Raw genomic sequence first — 18,234 nt, forward strand, 5'->3', positions numbered from 1 at the left:
AACAGGATGGAAACATATACACTTTCAAATGGGGTTGCTATTCCTAAAATTGGTTTTGGGACTTGGCAGATTCCAGAAGGGGAAGTAGCCTACAATAGCGTTAGTTTCGCACTTAAGGTTGGTTACACACATATTGATACAGCACAAATCTACGGTAACGAGGTTTCTGTAGGTAAGGCGATTGCTGATAGTGATGTGGCGCGTGAGGATCTTTTCCTAACGACTAAACTCTGGAATGACAAGCACGATTACGATTTGGCTAAGGCCTCTATCGACGAATCTCTCGAAAGATTAGGTGTAGATTATTTGGATCTTTTTCTCATCCACTGGCCAAATCCAAAGGCACTTCGTGAGAATGATGCTTGGAAGGCTGGCAATGCAGGGGCTTGGAAGGCAATGGAAGAAGCCTACAGAGAAGGTAAGATACGTGCTATCGGTGTGTCTAACTTTATGCAACATCATCTAGAAGCTCTTTTTGAAACAGCTGAAATTATGCCACATGTCAATCAAATTCTCTTGGCTCCAGGTTGTACCCAAGAAGATTTGGTTGCCTATTGCCGAGAGCGTGACATTCTTCTTGAAGCATATAGCCCACTAGGTACTGGTAGTATTTTTGGGAATGAAGATGTTGAAGCAGTAGCTGAACGTAATGGAAAATCTGTTGCTCAAGTTGCCCTACGTTGGAGCCTTCAAAAAGGTTTCTTGCCACTACCTAAGTCAGTGACACCAAAAAATATTGAAGCCAACTTGGATATCTTTGACTTTAATTTGTCAGAGGAAGACATGGCAGTCTTGGATAAGATTCAAGGAATCAAAACTCAGGTTGATCCTGACACAGTTAATTTTTAATAGAAAAAGCAACTCGTCAGGGTTGCTTTTTAGTGTGTTTCTTTAGATTTGCTATAATAAAACTATCATTTTTTTATTTATAGATGGGAGTTACGTAATGGCGTCTCGAAATCTTTTGCCTCAGAATACACGTATGATGGCCAATTTGCTCAGTTTTTTTGGGGGGAGCTTTGGAATGTTTTTTGTCATATGTATTACCATAGTTTGGTTGCCACTCAGACGGGGAATATTCTCTTGTTAGTTGCTGACTGGCGTAGTAGTAGCATGTACCATAACATATTGCGATGTTTCTCTATTCTTTTCCATAGGTTTTCTTTTTGGAATGTGGTTTAAAGACCATCGTAAGAATGCTTACTGGCGTGTTCATGGTCTACTTCCTCTTTTTGTGATGACTGCTATTTTACCATTCTTAAGGCCAAATGCTCTAATAGAGCTTCTGATTATTGCATTTTCTGTGGGTGTCATGATGAAGACTTTTACCGGTAGTCAGATTGAAAATCACCCCTTTATGATTTTTATGACTTCAGGAAATTATCGAAGGATGCTGACGGCACTTTATTATGTTATTCAGGGTAGCAAGTATCAGAAAGAATATCGTCGCCAGGCGGTCAATTATGGCTTTGTCGTAGGCAGTTTTGTGCTTGGTGCTGTTATATCATCTCTTCTCATGCGCTTCATTTATATTAAGTCAATCTGGCTAATCACACTCAGCCTCTTTACCATCATGGTTTACTATTCATCTGAAGTGAAGCGTCTGGGACTCAAGAAAACCAATCTTTAGGCATTTTTGTAGTAATTGTTTTTGATAAAAATAGTCTTGTGTTATAATCTTGGTTATATCAATATTGTCTAATGATAAAAGGGAGACATAAGATGCCTATAGTAAGTAATGATTTTTCAGATATTGTATATAACCGTCGTTCCATTCGTAAGTTTGATACCTCTGTCAAGATTCCACGTGAAGAAATGTTGGAAATCTTGGATAAAACCGTTACGGCACCATCATCAGTGAACATGCAACCTTGGCGCTTTGTTGTCGTTGATAGCGAAGAAGGTAAAGATAAATTGAAACCTTTTGTCAGCTACAATGGTGTACAAAATGAAACATCCTCAGCCATGGTTCTCATTTTTGCCAATTTGAAGAGCCAAGAGAGAGCAGAAGAAATCTATGGGAAGGCCGTTACCCAAGGAAAAATGCCTGAAGAGGTCAAGGAGAAACAACTATCAAGCATTGTACCAATGTATGAAAATGCTCCTTTCGAAGTGATGAATGAAATTGTCCATATCGACTCTAGCCTTGCTGCTATGCAGTTAATGCTCGTTGCTCGCTCTTATGGATATGATACAAATGCCATCGGTGGCTATAAAAAAGACGGTCTTGCCAAAGCGTTTGGTCTTGATGAAGACCGACATGTGCCTATTTTGATTATTGCCCTTGGTAAAGCTGATGAAGAAGGCTTTGAGTCTGTTCGTTTGGACGCCTCTGATGTGACTACTTTTGCTTAATAAATAATCGGCCATGAGTCTCAAAAGTGGAGACTTATTTTTTTTGTATTAAAAGATAACAAAGTATTTTAAGTAAGATTGAGAAGTTGGTGTAACCCAGGATTAAGGTTAGGCCTCTTTCTTTGTGCTATAATGTAAGAAAACGTTGCATTTAAAGTTTAGTTTTGCCAATTTCTAGGAGTCTTTCATGATAAACTATTTGATCCTGAGGTTTCTCTGGTTTCGTGAGCGTGGCTTTGTCCAGATTACTCAAAAGACCTTGGTGTCGCTCTTTCCATTTTTTCTGTTTTCAGGAATTATTCGGGTGATTTCACTATCTGTTTTTTCGGAGATGGGCTATATCAATCAGCTGTTTTCAGTTTCTGACTGGTTACCGACCTTTAAGATAACTGGGCAGGTGCTCATTAATCTTTCCAACTTTCTTGGTGGCTTAGCAGGGCCCTTATCAACCTATTTTGCAGGAAAATACACAGCTGGTCACTATGGTAGAAGTACTGGTATAGCTGGTGTGACATCCCTTTTGGTTAGCTTGATTATAGGATCGCAGGAGCTGTTGCTGTCACCGCTAGACGATGGTGTCTTGGCTCGTATCAATTTACCGGATTCAATCAACATTATTTTGGCTATATTTGTGGGGTATCTGGTTGGCCAGATTTTTCGCTTTTCAAGAGCTAGTGATGATCAGATTGTGGACAAGGACTATATTTATCAACCAAAGACTGTTCGTCCCATTTTTTTATCACTCATTTTAGCTATTGGGCTTAACATTCTTCTTGTTATTGGAGATCAAGCTAATGTTTTTCAAACGATTAGGCAGTTTACTTCTACCTTTACTGTAACTGATAATCATCTGTTGTCAACCTTTATGATGGGATTTTTGAACACTTTTTCTGCTTGGATTGGGAATAATCAGATTTTTACCCTAAATTCCATTGCCGAGGATAGTTTTGCCTTGGAAAATCTGAGATATGCTGTTTCTCATCATACGACGACTGGGTTTCCCCACCTTTATACGCTAACAAACCTTTATCATAGTTATGGTATGGTTGCTGGTATTGGCTCAGGGCTAGCCCTCTTGGTGGCTCTGCTTTTAGCATCAACCAGTTATAAGGATAAGAAGGTGAGTCTTCTAAGTGTCTTTCCTAGTCTCTTTAACTATGGGGCTCCATTTATGGTGGGGATACCAGTCTTGTTAAATTTAGTTTATTTGGTTCCTTTCCTACTGGCACCTATGGTAAATATGGGTATTGCTGCGGTGTCCTTGGCTATCCATCTTATGCCAGCTGCGGTTTATCCAGTTCCAGATGGCACACCAAGTCTTCTTTACGCCTTTATCGGAACTGGGGGTAGCTTACGAGCTCTAGCTATTAGTATCCTCTGTTTAGGAGTTGACATTCTTATCTTTATTCCATTTGTGCGTCTGTCTAATAAGGTACAACACGGTCTAAAAGAGGAAGGAGAAAGCCTTGAAACTAAATAAAAAAACTAAGTTGGTCTTTATCCTTGTTGCTCTCTTTCTCATTGGTCTAGCCGTCCCATCCTATAGTTGGACTAGGAAAAATGCCAAGGAAATAGAGATTTTCTATAATTCAAAATTGTCTCCCATTATCATGATTCCAGGGAGCTCCGCTACGGAAAATAGATTTGATGGCCTAGTCCGTAAGCTTAATCAAGACCGTCGTGGTACCAAGCATAGCCTCCTCAAGGTTAAGGTTTGGAACAATGGGCGTATTACCTTTGAGGGTAATATCAGAAAAAATGACAATGAACCTATTATTGTTATCGGATTTGAAAATAATAACGATGGCTATAGCAATATTAAGAAACAAGCCAAGATGATGAATCAGGCCTTTGAAGCCTTGCAGAATAAATACAATTTCAATAATTTTAAAGGGTTGGCACATTCAAATGGTGGCTTGATTTATACGGCTTTTATTGAAAATTATCTTAGCGACTACGATGTCAAGATAAATTCTTTGGTGACTATCGGAACGCCCTATAATTTCACTGAAACCAATATTAAAAATAAATCGGTCATGCTAGCAGACTTTATAGCTGCTAAAGAGAATATTCCGTCTACCCTGCATGTCTATTCGGTAACGGGAACCATTACCTATGATTCGGACGAGCTGGTTCCTGATGCTAGTGTGTCCGCTGGGAAATATATCTATCAGAATCAGGCAAAAAGTTATACTGAAATCACTGTTACAGGTGAAGATGCCCAACACTCGGATTTACCAACCAATGATGAAGTAGTGGACCTGATCAAACAACATATCGAAGGACAAGGTCTTCGCAAGAAGCAAAAGACCAAGTTAGAGCCTCAATAGACTATAATACTATGTATTATTAGTCTAGTTACTTATTTTCAAATACAAAAGGATAGAGTTTATGATGGCTCTATTTTTTTAGTGTAAGAGGAACTCTTTCAGTTGTTGTAACTCCTTGTTTTACAACGCTGGTTTTGTTATAATTGATTGAAAAGAAAAAGATTAACGAGAGGTTCTTGATATGCAAATTCCAAGTCGCTTTACCATTGCTGTCCATATTTTGACCCTCATAGCACAAAATAAGGGAAATGAAACTAAGCTAACCAGTGATTTAATGGCGAGTAGTGTGGGTGTCAATCCAGTTATTATCCGCAAAACCTTATCACAACTGAAGAAAGCAGACTTGATTTTTGTTCAAAGGGGAAGTGGAGGAGCGACATTAGCCATGGCACCAGAGGAGATTAACCTTTTACAGGTTTATCGTGCGGTGGATAGCATCGGTCCAAGTGGGCAACTCTTTAGTTTTCATGACAGTCCTAATCCAGCGTGTCCAGTAGGACGTAATATTCATGGTATTTTGGATCAGAGCCTAGAAGATGTTCAAATGGCAATGGAAAAAGAACTCGAAAAGAAAACTTTAGCTGGTATTTTAAAGGATGCTAAGGCTAACTGGAAAGAAACTGGAGCTTGATTTTTAGATCTTAAATGATAAGAAATCGAAAATTATTCGGTTTCTTTTTTGATTCTAGGTTGTAATAATTGACATTACAATGAAACCAAGTATAATAATGTCATATAAATGATTACAACACAGGAGAAAATCATATGACATATGACTACAATAGTAAGATTTATTTAGCAGAGGTGGTACTCAATGTAAAGGACTTAGCTGGTCAGACGGCCTTTTATACACAGATTATTGGACTTGGAATCCTAACCAAAACGGAAAGGGAAGTTGTTTTAGGAGCTGGAAACAAACCCTTGGTCCATCTGATTCAGACCAATCGTGAGGAAGCGGTCAAGTCCAGTTATGGTATCTACCATATGGCGATTTTGTTACCGTCTTGCGAAGATTTAGCAGATGTTTTCAAACATATTGCTGATCTGGATTATCCATTTGTCGGTGCAGCTGACCATGGTTATAGTGAAGCCCTTTATTTGGAAGACCTTGAAGGCAATGGTATTGAGCTTTATAGAGACAAGCCGGTTGCTGAATGGGATATTCGTGAGGATGATCGCATCGTTGATGTCACAGAAGAGTTATCAGCTCAAGAAATTTACGATATGGGACTGAAGGTTGAGCCTTTTGTGATAGCTAAGGATACTCGCATGGGGCATATTCATTTATCAGTCAAAGATAGTCAGCTAGCAAGCACTTTCTATCAGGATGTTTTAGAGCTAGCGGATAAGTTTACCATTCCAAGCGCTAGTTGGATTGCTTCAGGTGATTACCACCATCACCTTGCTGTCAACGAGTGGGGCGGAAAAAACTTGTCCAAACGTGACAAAGATATGCCTGGTCTTGCTTACCACGTCATTGAATTGGCAAACAAGGACGACTTGGTTGGCATAGCAGAGCGTACTAACAATCGTGGAGGCAAGGTCAAATGGTCATCTTCTAATGAGTTAACAGTTTAGGATAAGGATGGTATTTTGACACGCGTAAGAAAGAAATATTAATAACTAGTGATTTTTTGAGTCGTAACTATTGACGTTACATTTTTAACGGCTATAATGGTTATTGTAATCAAAGTTATTACAAAGTAGCTTAACAATTTTAACAATTAACATTTATGATAAAGGAAGAGGGAATACCTATGACCTACTTTACAGACTTACAAATAAAACGCCGTTCAATCTATGCTTTGGGAAAAGACCTTGAGCTCTCTAACCAAGAATTGATTGAAACCATTCAAGGAGCTGTCCTTAACACACCAACAGCCTTCAACTCACAAACATCACGTGTGGTGATCTTGCTGGATGAAGAATCAGATGCTTTCTGGAATGAAATCGCTTATTCAGAGCTTGAAAAAGTAACGCCAGCAGAAGCTTTTGAGGCAACAAAAGAACGTTTGGCAGGTTTTGCTCAAGCTAAGGGAACAATCCTCTTCTATGAAGATCAAGATGTAGTGAAAGGCCTTCAAGAGCAATTCCCACTTTACGCTGAAAACTTCCCAATTTGGTCAGAGCAAGGTCATGGAATCGCCCTTTATGCGACATGGTTGGCTTTGGCTGAGAAGAATATCGGTATGAACGTACAACACTACAATCCACTTGTTGATGAACAATTAGCTGAAAAATATGACATTCCAGCTAACTGGAAACTCCGTGCTCAAGCACCATTTGGTCAAATCGTAGCAGCAGCAGGAGACAAAGACATCCAAACAGAAGGTCGTTTCAAAGTTTTTGGCGATAAATAATCACTTTAACTCAGGCAGTTAGCTTGACAATTGGCTGTACTATGACTGAACATTATCAAAATGATAAGACAAAAAAGTAGCAGGATTGAGAAATCTTGTTATTTTTTTGTATCCTAATACCAGTTAGTAGATTAATTATAAATGAAAGCTATAACTTGAGATTTGAAACCCTTTTCACTACAATAGAACTATAGAAAAGGAGGCGGACATGAAGTATATTGAGTTTGCTGAAAATGAGCGTTTATCAACCATTGTTCTTAGGATGATGCGGATTAGTCATATGAGTGAAGATGAGGTGGAGGTCTAGGTGGATACAGCCTTGTCGATTGGCATTAACACTTTTGACCTAGCGGACATCTATGGTGATGGCCAGTGTGAGGTTCTGCTGGGGAAGGTTCTCAAGCGCCGTCCGGATCTTCGAAATCAGATGTGGATTCAGTCCAAGTGTGGTATTCGCAAGGATAGCTTTACCTATTTTGATTTTTCCAAGGACTATATTTTGGACTCCGTTGATGGCATCCTTGAGCGTCTGCAGATTGAACGATTAGATAGTCTCCTCCTTCACCGACCGGATGCCCTCATGGAGCCTGAAGAAGTGGCGGCAGCTTTTGACCACTTGGAGCAAGTAGGAAAGGTTCGTCATTTTGGAGTGTCCAATCAAAATCCTATGATGATGGAATTGCTCAAAACGGCTGTCAAACAGCACCTAAAAGTCAACCAGTTGCAGTTGAGTGCCGGCCTTTACACCGAGCTTTGAGGCTGGTTTTCATGTTAATATGGAAGGTCCTAAAGCAGCCGTGCGAGATGGCAGTGTCTTTGAGTATTGTCGCTTAAATAACACAGTGATTCAGGCTTGGTCCGTCCTCCAGCATGGCTATTTCGAGGGGAATTTTGTCGGAAATGAAGAGTTTGCAGCCCTTAATCATGTCCTTAATGACTTGGCGAAGAAATACCAGGTCACTCCGACAGCTATCGCCCTTGCTTGGGTCCTCCGCTATCCAGGTAAGATGCAGGCTGTCATCGGAACAACCAAGCCCCAGCATGTCCTTGAAGTGGGGAAAGCAGCAGAAGTCACCTTGACCCGCAAGGAATGGTACCAAATCTACCTGTCTGCAGGTAATGATTTACCTTAGAATATTTATTAGTAGACCAGACGTCACTTGTATCGGTGAGCTGGTTTTTTGTTTTATGCTTTGCAGATTTTTCTTGGCAAGTCTTTCTTTGTTATGGTATTTGTTAGGTAACAAATGTTGCGTAACAACTGTTGCGTGAAAGGAGTCTTATGCCACCAAAGGTTAAATTTAGTAAAGAGACTATGATTGGGACGGCTTTACAATTGGTGAGAGAGAAGGGCATGGCTAGTTTGACGGCTGGGGCATTAGAGAAACTGGGAGCTACACCAAGAGTCATTTTTGGGCAATTTGCTAATATGTCTGAGTTACAAGCAGAGGTTATTATTGCTGCGGAGATGGTCGTGGTGGAGTATATACGCAAGTCCTTAGAAGATGAGAAGCCGTTTCGATATGTCGGGGTTGCTTATATCCTGTTCGCCTCAAAAGAGCCCCAACTCTTTCAATTGCTTTTCCAAAATCCTAGCAAGGATCCGATTCGTCGCTTTCAAGATTTTCTTCCCATGAAGGATCATAGTTACCAATTGGTTCTGGATTCGATTATCGCAGATTATCCGTTGACGTTAGAGGAAGCTAGTCGCTTGTACCAGCATCTATTTGTCTACTCACATGGGATGACCTCTTTGGTTGCTTCTGGTATTTATCAGTTCAGCATGGAAGAAGTGATTTGATTAATGACAGAAGTTTGTCAATCTCTCATCAAAGAAATGGTAGGAAAGAAATGATTCAACTAGAAAATGTTCACAAAAGCTATGGTCAAACCAAGGTTTTAAAAGTAATTGATTTGCAGATTCAAGACCAGGATGATGTGGTTATCCTAGACCCTTCTGGATCAGGAAAGTCAACCCTCTTAAACGTATTATCCGGATTAGACAAGGTAGATGAGGGGCATATTCTCATTCAAGGACAGGATTTATCACAACTCACGGATGCTCAATTGACAGCCTTCAGACGTGAGAAGATTTCCTTTATTTTCCAGCAGTATTATTTATTGCCTAATCTAACGGTTAGACAAAATGTAAAGATGGGAGCTGACCTGGCAAACAATCACGATTTTTTGCAGATCATTGAGGATTTGGGTCTTGGCGATAAGCTGGACAAGTATCTAAGTGAATTGTCTGGTGGGGAACATCAGAGAGAGTCTATAGCTCGGGCCTTGGCCAAAAAGCCAGAGATTCTTTTCTTAGATGAGCCAACGGGAGCTCTCGATGAAGAAACAGGGCGCAAGATTCTTGACTATATCTGGAAGTTGAAGGAAAAGCTGGGCTTTTACCTTAATCATGGTGACGCACAACCAAAATATTACGGATATGGCAAGAACCATCATTCGCGTCAATAGTGGCAAGATTACCGAAGTGGTGACCAACGATCAGCCTCAGACTACCTATGAGATTGGATGGTAAGCCATGTTTTCAGTAAAAGATATTCGAAAATTAGTTGTCGTCAGTATTATTGGGGCTTGTGCGGTCTCTGTGGCCAATCTCTTCTTGAATTTTTACCTGGATATCGAGCAGTTGGAGATTTCTAAAACCAATACGATGATTCAGACCTACTATGATGCCCAGGTTTCGCTATCTTGGATGGTGGTCATGGTTCAGTGGGGTTGTCTTGTCCTTAACGTCAATCCTACTCATGTGTTTTTATATCAAACAATTTGTCGATGACCACAAGGAATAATTAGGAATTTTAAAGGCTTTGGGGTATAGCAATGGCCAGTTGGCTAAACGATTTTGGGCTTTTGGACTCAGTTTTGGAGCTGGAGCGCTCCTTGGCTATTTCGCTTCTTTTCTCATGATGGGACATTTTTATGACTTCCGCTTATTAACATTGTCCCAGAATCCTTGCATTCTTTGCTATGATAGCGTGAGATGGACACTGTTTTAATTTTAAAAGATTGAAACATGTCTCGAGGATAATATAACAGGTCTAAAGGACAAAGTGAATTTTTTTATGAAGGAGGAGAATCAACATGTCTGATAAACAAATGAAAACCCTATGTTGGGTAGCGACCTTCATGTCAGTAATGATGTACGTATCTTACGTGCCACAAATCATGGACAATCTGTCTGGTCATGAAGGAAACTTTATTCAACCTTTGGTAGCAGCTGTCAACTGTAGTCTTTCGGTTTACTATGGTCTCTTTAAAAAAGAACGTGACCTTCCCCTGGCTGATGCAAATGCGCCAGGTATCATCTTTGGATTGATTACAGCATTGACAGCTTTGTTCTAAAATAAAGAGAATTTTCTTTCTATACTTTTTTTCTTAACACAGAAAACGAGAGCAGAACCGGCGACAGTCAGTGATTGTCGTTCTAGTTTTACTCTCGTTTTTTGTTTTTAGTTATTGAGAAGAAACGTGATAGTCTCTTCCATTTTTAGTGGATCAGTTTTGGAAGAAAAGCGTTCGACGACTTGTCCTTCACGGTTAATCAAAAACTTAGCAAAGTTCCACTCAATTCTAGCCCCAAGTGGTCCGGATTTTTCTTTCTTAAGCCAATCAAAAAGTGGCTCAGCTTCCTTACCATTGACCCTGATTTTGGCAAAACGAGGGAAGGTTGTATGGTAGTTGAGGGTGCAAAAGGTGTTTATTTCTTCAGCACTACCTGGAGCCTGACCCATAAACTGATTACAAGGAAAATCAAGAATCTCGAATCCTTGGTCTTTGTATTTGTCATAGAGTTTCTGTAAGCCCTGATACTGTGGCGTCAAACCACAGCCTGTTGCTGTGTTGACAATTAGAACTACCTTTCCCTTATAGTCCTGGAGAGACACAGGTTGGTCAGCTTGGTCTGAAACTGTAAAATCGTATAAGTTAGTCATAAAAAGTCTCCTTTGCTTTGTTTGAGACTATTATAGCAAAGTTAGTCAGATAAGTGATTTTTCAAGAAGACCAGAGATTAAATGATGTTTGTGATAGAAATTATTTATCTTGGCGTTAAGAATTACTTATAACCAACAGGGATAATACTTTATAGTGATAGATAGCTTGATAATAGATAACTACTGGCTTGATTGGGAGTTTGATACTTTAATCATAAATTAAATTTATGGCAGAGGATAAAATTTTTTTATTTTACTGATTTGTTATTCTCTGATAGGATTATGTCATTCACTTTTGAAACAGCGATGATAATAGGAGTTTATAGAATTTTAGGTATGTTCATTAAGCTGTTGATATTAGGATAAAAGAAAAGGAGAATCTTATGTCAGAAAAAAGAGAGTTAGTTTTGAAAGCATTTCGTGGAGAGAGTGTTGATCGTGTTCCAGTAGGATTTTGGCATCATTTTACAACTGAAGACGAGTGGTTACATGGTTTTGAAAATCCAGGAATTATTGATAAGAACAAAGCTGGTCATAAAAATTTTATTGCAGAAGTCAAACCTGATTTTGTTAAATTGATGAGTGATGGTTTCTTTGCCTACCCACAACCAGCTTTTAAAGATTTTAAATCAATCAGTGATTTGCAAAGGCTTGAACCTTTAGGTGCAAAACATCCTTGGATTTCTGCACAAGTTGAACTTGTAAAAAGTCTGATTGCCGATTTTCCTGAAGATATTGTTGCAATTTACAATATTTTCGCTCCTGTTACTTATTTTAAATGGTTAGTTGGAAGAGTTTCAGGTGGGGATGATCTTATCGCAGATTACATGGTGGAGAACCGTAAGGCGTTTAATCATGTTTTAGATGTTATTGGCGAAGACATTGCAAGTCTTAGTCAGAGGGTGATTGAAGAAGCAGGTGCTGATGGTATTTACCTAAGTGTTCAAAGTATTCAAGATAATCGTGTTAGCGCTGAGATTTATAAGGAAATCATTGCTCCAAGTGAATTAAAGGTTTTAGAAGCAGCTAACGAAGCTAAAGGACATAATATTCTACATATTTGTGGTTATGAAGGGGCCCGTAACAACATTGAACTTTTTAAAGATTATCCTGCTCAGGTAGTTAATTGGGCGGTTGTTTCTGAAGGAATTAGTTTGGCAGAAGGTCGTAATATTTTTGGTGGCCGGACAGTTCTTGGAGGTTTTGAAAATGGTAAAGATGGTCTTTTATACAATGGAAGTAAAGAGGTCATTCAAGAAAAGGTTAAAGAGATTATTGCTGATACAGGAACTCATGGGTTAATCATAGGGGCTGATTGTACGATTCCTAGTGATATTAGCCTCGAGCGTATTGCATGGGTTCGTGAAGCAGCAATTTTATAAGAAATAGGAGAGATTAATATGAGTAAAAAGACATGGATTATTGGTGGAGCTGTTGTTGTAGCACTTATTGGAGCTACAGTTATTGGACGTAGTTTAACAGGAGATAAAAAGGGAAAATCAGACTCTGGAAAGGTGACAACACTAAAAGTTGCCCATAATCAGAACTATGTTCCTTATGATTTTGTGGATAAAGATGGTAACTCTGATGGCTATGAGGTAGCTGTATTAAAGGAAATTGATAAAAAGCTTCCTCAGTATAAATTTGAATATACAGGAACAAGTGATGATGACCTCTTAATCGGTCTGGAGTCAGGTAAATATGATATTGGTACTAAGGGTGCTTGGTACACAGATGAACGAGCTAAAAAGTTCATCATACCAAAAGATCCAATTGGAGCAAGTATTATTGGATTTACCATTCGTAAGGAAGATAAAGATAAATATAAAAATATCTCAGATTTTGCCAAACAAAAGGGGAAATTGGTACCTATCTCACCACAAAATGCACAGTGGAATGTTATCAAGGAGTATAACGATAAACATAAAGATCAGCCAATTGAGTTGACATCTGCAGAATCTTTCCAAGTTTCAGATGCCTATGCATGGGTCTTGGAAAATCGTTATGATGCTTATTTTGATATTAAATTGTCTTTTGAAAAAGCTGTGACTGATAAGGATGGTGCTTATCATAAATATGCGGATAAGTTAACTTGGTTCCCATATAAAGGTATTCCGACTTACCCACTCTTCCATCGTGATAGTAAGAATGAAGAGTTTTCAAAAGAATATACTAAGGCTATCAAGGAACTAAAAGAAGACGGTACGCTTGAAAAGTTATCTAAAAAATACTTTGGCGAAGATGTTTTTTCATTTGTTGATAAATAATTAGATTGTGATGTATAAACAGTGGGCTACTTTGATAAGCTTCTGAACGAGTTTAGTTAGGAGAAAATATGGTCAATTACGACATTTCAAAAGTGATTGGAGCAATTCCCGAAATCATAAAGGGCTTACCAATGACATTGTTAGTTCTCTTGTTAACGACTATACTAGGGTCGTTATTAGGAGGTTTGATAACATGGGCAAGTCTTTCTAAGAATAAAGTTCTTGAAAATCTGGCTAAGGGTTATGTTTTTATCTTACGTTGTACTCCACCTATTGTATTGTTGTTCTTGGTATTCTATGGAGTTCCTGAATTTCTCAATTGGTGGTTAGGGTTAGATATAAACGATTGGTCTAAATTGATATTTGTTCTTGTGACCATGGTTCTCCTATTTTCAGCAATGATATCAGAAGTGTTTAAAGCAGCTTATCAAGCAATTCCTAAAGGACAATTAGAAGCTGGGCTTAGTATTGGACTTACTTCTGAACAAACTTTTGTAAGAATTATTGCTCCTCAAGCATTTAGGATTGCTTTACCTAATATTACAACAGCTATGCTTAACCTAATGCGTGATTCAGCATTGGCTTATACGATTGGATTTATTGATGTCATGGGGAAGGGAAACCTTTTGATTAGTCGTCATTTAGGAAATTATTCTTTGGAGACATACACAGCTGTTGCCCTTGTATATTGGGGAATAGCATTAATAATATCTCTAATTTCTAGAATGATAGAGAAAAAATTGAGTATCAAAGCGAGGTAAAAAATGAATTCAACTTTTATTATTGATACCTTTATCAAAGCTTTACATGGGGTCCCAGTAACACTTGGAATCATGGTTGTGGCTATTCTATTGAGTTTTCTACCTGCTCTTTTCTTAGCGTTAGGTCAAATTTATCAGGTTAGAGGTGTCAAAACATTTTCAGTTATTTATCTTGCCTTTATCCGAGCAACGCCACCCATTTTGTTAATTTTATTTTTTTATAGTTTATTCCCCAGTTTACTAAACCAGTTTTTTAAAGGAATTGGAAGTCATGTAGATATCTTCAAGGTTAATCCGCTCTACTATGCTTTTATTATCTATAGCTTGATGACAACAGGAAGCTTATCTGAAATCATTCGTTCAGCATTGCTAACTGTTGATAAGGGGCAGCTAGAAGCTGCACAAGCCATAGGTTTAACAACAAGACAAGCCTATTTGAGAATAGTTTTTCCACAAGCGCTTAAAGCTGCTCTGCCAAATTTGTGTAACTTAGTTATTAATATTGTAAAAGGTACCTCACTTGTTTTTGTTATGACGATTAAGGATATAACAGCAATTGCACGAGTTGAAGCAGCATATGGATATCAATATTTTGAATCTTATTTTGTCATCTTCATTTTATATTTAATCATTTGTGGTATCATTCAAGTTCTCTTTAATTTTGGAGAAAGAAAATTGCAATTTACGTAGAGGGAGTCACTATGCTAGAAGCTAAACATATATCAAAAACATTTGGAGATCGTCAGGTTCTTGTTGATGTTAATCTACAAGTGAAACAGGGAGATGTAGTTGTTATATTGGGACCATCTGGTTCAGGAAAAACAACTTTCTTACGTTGCCTTAATCATTTGGAAAATGCAGATGGAGGGCAATTAACAATTGCTGGTAAGGATTACTCTTTGGACAAATTGTCGAAAAAAGAGATTTTGGATATACGAAAGAAAACGGCTTTTGTATTCCAACATTACAATTTATTTGCCAATAAGACTGCCATTGAGAACATCTTAGAAGGTTTAGTGATTGCTAGAAAAGTTCCAAAAGGTGAAGCACAACAAATTGCTAAAGAGGCACTTAAGAAAGTTGGTCTTTTGGAGTTTAAAGATTACTATCCTTCACAACTTTCAGGTGGTCAACAACAACGTATTGGCTTAGCCAGAGCAATTGCAGTTAAACCAGAAGTTATCTTGTTGGATGAACCAACATCTGCACTTGATCCAGAGTTAGTCGGGGATGTTCTCGACGTTATGAAACAACTTGCTAATGAAGGAACAACAATGGTAGTCGTTACTCATGAGATGGGCTTTGCACGAGATGTAGCTAATCATGTTGTCTTTATGGATGGTGGCCATGTCATTGAAGAGGGGAGTCCAAAGGACATTTTTTACAGACCAAAAGAAAAACGCACCCAACAATTTTTGGCACGTATTCTTTCTGATGCTAGTTACGACTTGGAATATATGATTTAAAAAACTACTGTGTTGATTAGGAATGAAAAAAACAAAGACGAGTTTAGTTTGTCTTTGTTTATTTATTACTTATAGGTAATCTACTGCAAGGATAGGAGTGTTCTTTTTAGCTGGTACACGTGTTTTGACACCATTATTCCCTTTAGGGAGACGTAATTTTGCAGTTCCTTGGTTTGAAGAATTTGTTTGGTGTTTGTAGTTAACAGGAATACGCGTTTTTACACCGTTATTGCCTTTAGGAAGACGAAATTTTTTATTATTTGTTGGTATAACTGGAGTAGTTGGTGTAACAGGTTTTTCAGCTGTACCTTCAGTTACTTCCTTGTAAATATACGTGATTGTCACAGTATTTGAGATACTAAATTTGTGTGACTTAATTTCTTGGTCATCGATTAATTGTAGCTCATATGTTTTACCATTCACCTGAATTGTTTTAGGTGCAGTCGGGAAATAGGCATAGTAAGCTAAATCAATATCTCGTCTAACCATGTTGACTTTTGTTGGAGCAATTTCCTGTCCCTTATCATCGACAAAACGGGCCTGTTGCGCGACAGTTGGCGGCAAGGCTAACATCATCATAGAAGTAGGTGACATCAATAATGGGACTTGAAACAATTCCTTTTTTTGGAGCACCGTAATTACTCTTGTTGTTAAGCACCATGTCATCGTATTTAGCAAAATACCATGTTTTTCCATTTTCATCGGTAACGGTTGCTGGCGCAAAAGCTTTGTCGTATTCAGTGAAAGCAGGAGTTTAAATCGTTGCGTAAAGCACATCTGTTTGAAAGCTGAATTGTGAGTAACTTGCTTCGGTTGTTCGACGGATATGATGAATACGAACTTCTGACACACGCTCATCAACTGTTGGTGTGTATACAACTGGACTTGATTCTTCAAGATTTACAGGGGTTGCATTTTCAATTGCTGGTGCAGGTGCAGTTACTTCCTCATTAAGGACAGCAGTGGTCGCTGAGTTAACTTCAGTGGCAGGATTAGCAGTAGTAACTGTGTTTGCGGATTCGTTTGCTAGATTAACATCAACGGCTGAAGCAGGGATGTTTTCAACAACTAGGTTTTCAAAAGAAGTGTTATCAAGAGCCTCTTTAGCGGGAAGACTTACTGGCAATTATTGTTCATCTGCAAGTGCAGAAGATGATAGCCCAAGTGCTAAAATTGCAGCACTAAGACCCAATAATAGCATGTAATTTCTTATTCATGTTCTTTAATTCCTCCTTGATATATTGTGATTATAACATAGGATATTATGAAAATACAATTCCCCATAGCGACCAAGGTTGGCAATACCAACATCAGTATTATCATCAATTTTTAGAGGATAAAGGGATCCAACCGTCCATGTCACGTAAGGGAAATAGTCCAGACAATGGTATGATGGAGTCTTTCTTTGGCATTCTCAAGTCTGAGATGTTTTATGGTTACGAGAAGATGTTTCACTCACTTGAGCAATTGGAACAAGCTATTGTAGACTATATTGATTATTACAACAACAAACACATTAAGGTAAAATTAAAAGAACTTGGTCCTGTGCAATACAGAACTAAATCCTTTGGATAAATTAGTTGTCTAACTTTTTGGGGTCAGTACAATACTAGAGTCCTCCTAGCCTATCATTTTGGTTTCATCTCATCTTAAGACACCACATGTCCATCTTTATCGAATGTATAGATTTTACCATCGATGAGGACAGAGCGGTTAGTGTATCTTTCCCCTGTTTTAGGGTCGAAATAATAGGTGTAGTTATCAACTGTGACAAAGCGTCCGAGGACTTGTTTGCCTTCAGCGTCGAAGTAGAGGACTTTTCCGTCAAATTCTTGGAAGCCGGTAACTTTCTCACTTTTGTCATTGTAGTAATAGTTGTCACCCTTATCGTAGAGAATACGATTGCGATAGGCAGGTTCACCCTTGCGGTCAGTAACTACGCCATTGTCATCAGCATTGTAGGCTCTGTATCCTATGACAAAACGTCCTGTTTCAAGGTTGCCACTAGCTAGGAAGTAGTAGTCTTTGCCGTCGATGGTTTGCCAATCGGTAAGAGCAGCTCCGTCGTTGCCATAGTAGCGTGTTGGGTAGTATGGATAGCGTGGAGAGCCTTCATAATTGTATGATTTTGAAAAGGCGTTGCGTGTCATGATACCAGTCAATTGGTCAAATTGGTAAGTTTTACCGTTAATTGTAGCCTCTGTTCCTTTGGCTTGACGACCATCTTCATAGAAATAGTAACTGACGCCATCAAAGGTCTTCAAACCAGTGACTTTTTGACCATTTTTATAGAGATAACTTGTACCGCTAGGATCCGTTTGCAATTGGTCAAAGTGGATGGCTTTTTCTTTTGTCGCATCAATACCCTTGGCATCAAAATTAAAGGTCACACCTCGATAGGTAAGGGCTTTGTTAGTTGTTGTAATGGCAACGTTTGTGGTCACTTTTTGGCCATTTGGGGCTGTGAAGGTCATTGGCATTGAGTCGAAGTGGTAGAGGTGTCCATTAAGAATGTTCCATTCATCAAAAGTTGACCATTGTGATTGGCGGATGCTACTATATTTAGACCCAATAACCTTACCATCATACTGATAAGGACCTTCTTTGATATTACCGTTAGTATCTGTGACATAGACACCCTCAAGCTCATAAGCATTTTCACCAGTACGCTTGAATTCAGGCTAGAGACCGTTTGTCAAGAGTTTCCCATCTGGACTAAAGAGTTATGAGCTGATGACTCCTGTG

The 18,234-nt window shown here is 38.7% G+C and carries 19 protein-coding genes and 5 pseudogenes; 20 read left to right on the forward strand and 4 right to left on the reverse strand.

The annotated features are described in order from the left end of the window. Positions 1–6: 6 nt before the first annotated feature. The 14 genes and pseudogenes from NSQ85_RS04995 to NSQ85_RS05060 all read left to right on the forward strand — a co-directional run bounded on the left by NSQ85_RS04995 (position 7) and on the right by NSQ85_RS05060 (position 10,405). Positions 7–849, forward strand: coding sequence for an aldo/keto reductase (locus tag NSQ85_RS04995; protein WP_111679650.1), 843 nt, complete (start codon positions 7–9; stop codon positions 847–849). A 97-nt stretch (positions 850–946) separates the two neighbouring features. Further along, positions 947–1,630 (forward strand): annotated as a pseudogene (locus NSQ85_RS05000) (DUF1275 family protein). Positions 1,631–1,722: 92 nt separating this feature from the next. Further along, a complete protein-coding gene (locus NSQ85_RS05005) occupies positions 1,723–2,355 on the forward strand; it encodes a nitroreductase family protein (RefSeq protein ID WP_179972049.1) in 633 nt (210 codons plus the stop codon). Between the two features lie 187 nt (positions 2,356–2,542). Continuing rightward, positions 2,543–3,835 (forward strand): PTS transporter subunit EIIC, encoded by a 1,293-nt coding sequence (locus NSQ85_RS05010; RefSeq protein WP_179972048.1) that lies wholly within the window; start codon positions 2,543–2,545, stop codon positions 3,833–3,835. Continuing rightward, the gene (locus NSQ85_RS05015; protein ID WP_179973853.1) at positions 3,822–4,685 is read left to right on the forward strand and encodes an alpha/beta hydrolase; all 864 of its coding nucleotides are present in this window, start codon (positions 3,822–3,824) and stop codon (positions 4,683–4,685) included. The genes NSQ85_RS05010 and NSQ85_RS05015 overlap by 14 nt, the downstream gene beginning before the upstream one ends. A 181-nt stretch (positions 4,686–4,866) precedes the next feature. Continuing rightward, positions 4,867–5,316, forward strand: a complete 450-nt coding sequence (locus NSQ85_RS05020) for an Rrf2 family transcriptional regulator (RefSeq protein WP_179972046.1) — start codon at positions 4,867–4,869, stop codon at positions 5,314–5,316. A 134-nt stretch (positions 5,317–5,450) separates the two neighbouring features. Next, positions 5,451–6,263, forward strand: a complete 813-nt coding sequence (locus NSQ85_RS05025) for a VOC family protein (protein ID WP_179973852.1) — start codon at positions 5,451–5,453, stop codon at positions 6,261–6,263. Between the two features lie 179 nt (positions 6,264–6,442). Next, positions 6,443–7,045, forward strand: coding sequence for a nitroreductase family protein (locus NSQ85_RS05030; RefSeq protein ID WP_064355605.1), 603 nt, complete (start codon positions 6,443–6,445; stop codon positions 7,043–7,045). Positions 7,046–7,253: 208 nt separating this feature from the next. Continuing rightward, positions 7,254–7,352 carry a glutamyl-tRNA amidotransferase gene (locus NSQ85_RS05035; protein ID WP_223899660.1) on the forward strand — a complete coding sequence of 33 codons (99 nt, stop codon included), beginning with the start codon at positions 7,254–7,256 and terminating at the stop codon, positions 7,350–7,352. Further along, positions 7,353–8,178 (forward strand): annotated as a pseudogene (locus NSQ85_RS05040) (aldo/keto reductase). A gap of 149 nt (positions 8,179–8,327) precedes the next feature. Then, positions 8,328–8,846 (forward strand): WHG domain-containing protein, encoded by a 519-nt coding sequence (locus NSQ85_RS05045; protein WP_084828939.1) that lies wholly within the window; start codon positions 8,328–8,330, stop codon positions 8,844–8,846. A 50-nt stretch (positions 8,847–8,896) separates the two neighbouring features. Beyond that, positions 8,897–9,578, forward strand: a pseudogene (locus NSQ85_RS05050) (ABC transporter ATP-binding protein). Between the two features lie 3 nt (positions 9,579–9,581). Then, positions 9,582–9,993, forward strand: a pseudogene (locus NSQ85_RS05055) (FtsX-like permease family protein); the annotation flags it as partial. Positions 9,994–10,144: 151 nt separating this feature from the next. Further along, positions 10,145–10,405 carry a hypothetical protein gene (locus NSQ85_RS05060; RefSeq protein ID WP_340781298.1) on the forward strand — a complete coding sequence of 87 codons (261 nt, stop codon included), beginning with the start codon at positions 10,145–10,147 and terminating at the stop codon, positions 10,403–10,405. A 107-nt stretch (positions 10,406–10,512) separates the two neighbouring features. Here NSQ85_RS05060 and NSQ85_RS05065 read toward each other — a convergent pair whose 3' ends face one another. Then, positions 10,513–10,995, reverse strand: coding sequence for a glutathione peroxidase (locus NSQ85_RS05065; protein WP_084828937.1), 483 nt, complete (start codon positions 10,993–10,995; stop codon positions 10,513–10,515). A 383-nt stretch (positions 10,996–11,378) separates the two neighbouring features. Between NSQ85_RS05065 and NSQ85_RS05070 the strand changes: the two genes are divergently transcribed. The 5 genes from NSQ85_RS05070 to NSQ85_RS05090 all read left to right on the forward strand — a co-directional run bounded on the left by NSQ85_RS05070 (position 11,379) and on the right by NSQ85_RS05090 (position 15,489). Then, a complete protein-coding gene (locus NSQ85_RS05070) occupies positions 11,379–12,377 on the forward strand; it encodes a uroporphyrinogen decarboxylase family protein (RefSeq protein WP_084828936.1) in 999 nt (332 codons plus the stop codon). Between the two features lie 18 nt (positions 12,378–12,395). Then, the gene (locus NSQ85_RS05075) at positions 12,396–13,262 is read left to right on the forward strand and encodes a transporter substrate-binding domain-containing protein (RefSeq protein WP_084828935.1); all 867 of its coding nucleotides are present in this window, start codon (positions 12,396–12,398) and stop codon (positions 13,260–13,262) included. 68 nt (positions 13,263–13,330) lie between these two features. Further along, positions 13,331–14,023: an amino acid ABC transporter permease gene (locus tag NSQ85_RS05080; RefSeq protein WP_084829722.1), complete on the forward strand. Its 693-nt coding sequence runs from the start codon at positions 13,331–13,333 to the stop codon at positions 14,021–14,023. A 3-nt stretch (positions 14,024–14,026) separates the two neighbouring features. Beyond that, positions 14,027–14,713 (forward strand): amino acid ABC transporter permease, encoded by a 687-nt coding sequence (locus NSQ85_RS05085; protein WP_084828933.1) that lies wholly within the window; start codon positions 14,027–14,029, stop codon positions 14,711–14,713. Positions 14,714–14,724: 11 nt separating this feature from the next. Next, complete coding sequence (locus tag NSQ85_RS05090; protein WP_084828932.1) at positions 14,725–15,489, forward strand: amino acid ABC transporter ATP-binding protein; 765 nt, start codon at positions 14,725–14,727, stop codon at positions 15,487–15,489. Between the two features lie 69 nt (positions 15,490–15,558). Here the strand turns inward: NSQ85_RS05090 and NSQ85_RS05095 are convergent, their stop codons facing one another. Beyond that, complete coding sequence (locus NSQ85_RS05095; RefSeq protein WP_232087316.1) at positions 15,559–16,122, reverse strand: hypothetical protein; 564 nt, start codon at positions 16,120–16,122, stop codon at positions 15,559–15,561. Positions 16,123–16,243: 121 nt separating this feature from the next. After that, complete coding sequence (locus NSQ85_RS05100; RefSeq protein ID WP_134973317.1) at positions 16,244–16,615, reverse strand: hypothetical protein; 372 nt, start codon at positions 16,613–16,615, stop codon at positions 16,244–16,246. Between the two features lie 134 nt (positions 16,616–16,749). Here NSQ85_RS05100 and NSQ85_RS05105 point away from each other — a divergent pair. Then, positions 16,750–17,064, forward strand: a pseudogene (locus tag NSQ85_RS05105) (IS3 family transposase); the annotation flags it as partial. A 74-nt stretch (positions 17,065–17,138) separates the two neighbouring features. Here the strand turns inward: NSQ85_RS05105 and NSQ85_RS05110 are convergent. After that, positions 17,139–17,963, reverse strand: a complete 825-nt coding sequence (locus NSQ85_RS05110) for a hypothetical protein (protein WP_340781299.1) — start codon at positions 17,961–17,963, stop codon at positions 17,139–17,141. Positions 17,964–18,234: the final 271 nt, after the last annotated feature.

The organism is Streptococcus sp. FSL L8-0526 (genome assembly GCF_038007145.1).
Classification (GTDB): Bacteria; Bacillota; Bacilli; order Lactobacillales; family Streptococcaceae; genus Streptococcus; species Streptococcus thermophilus.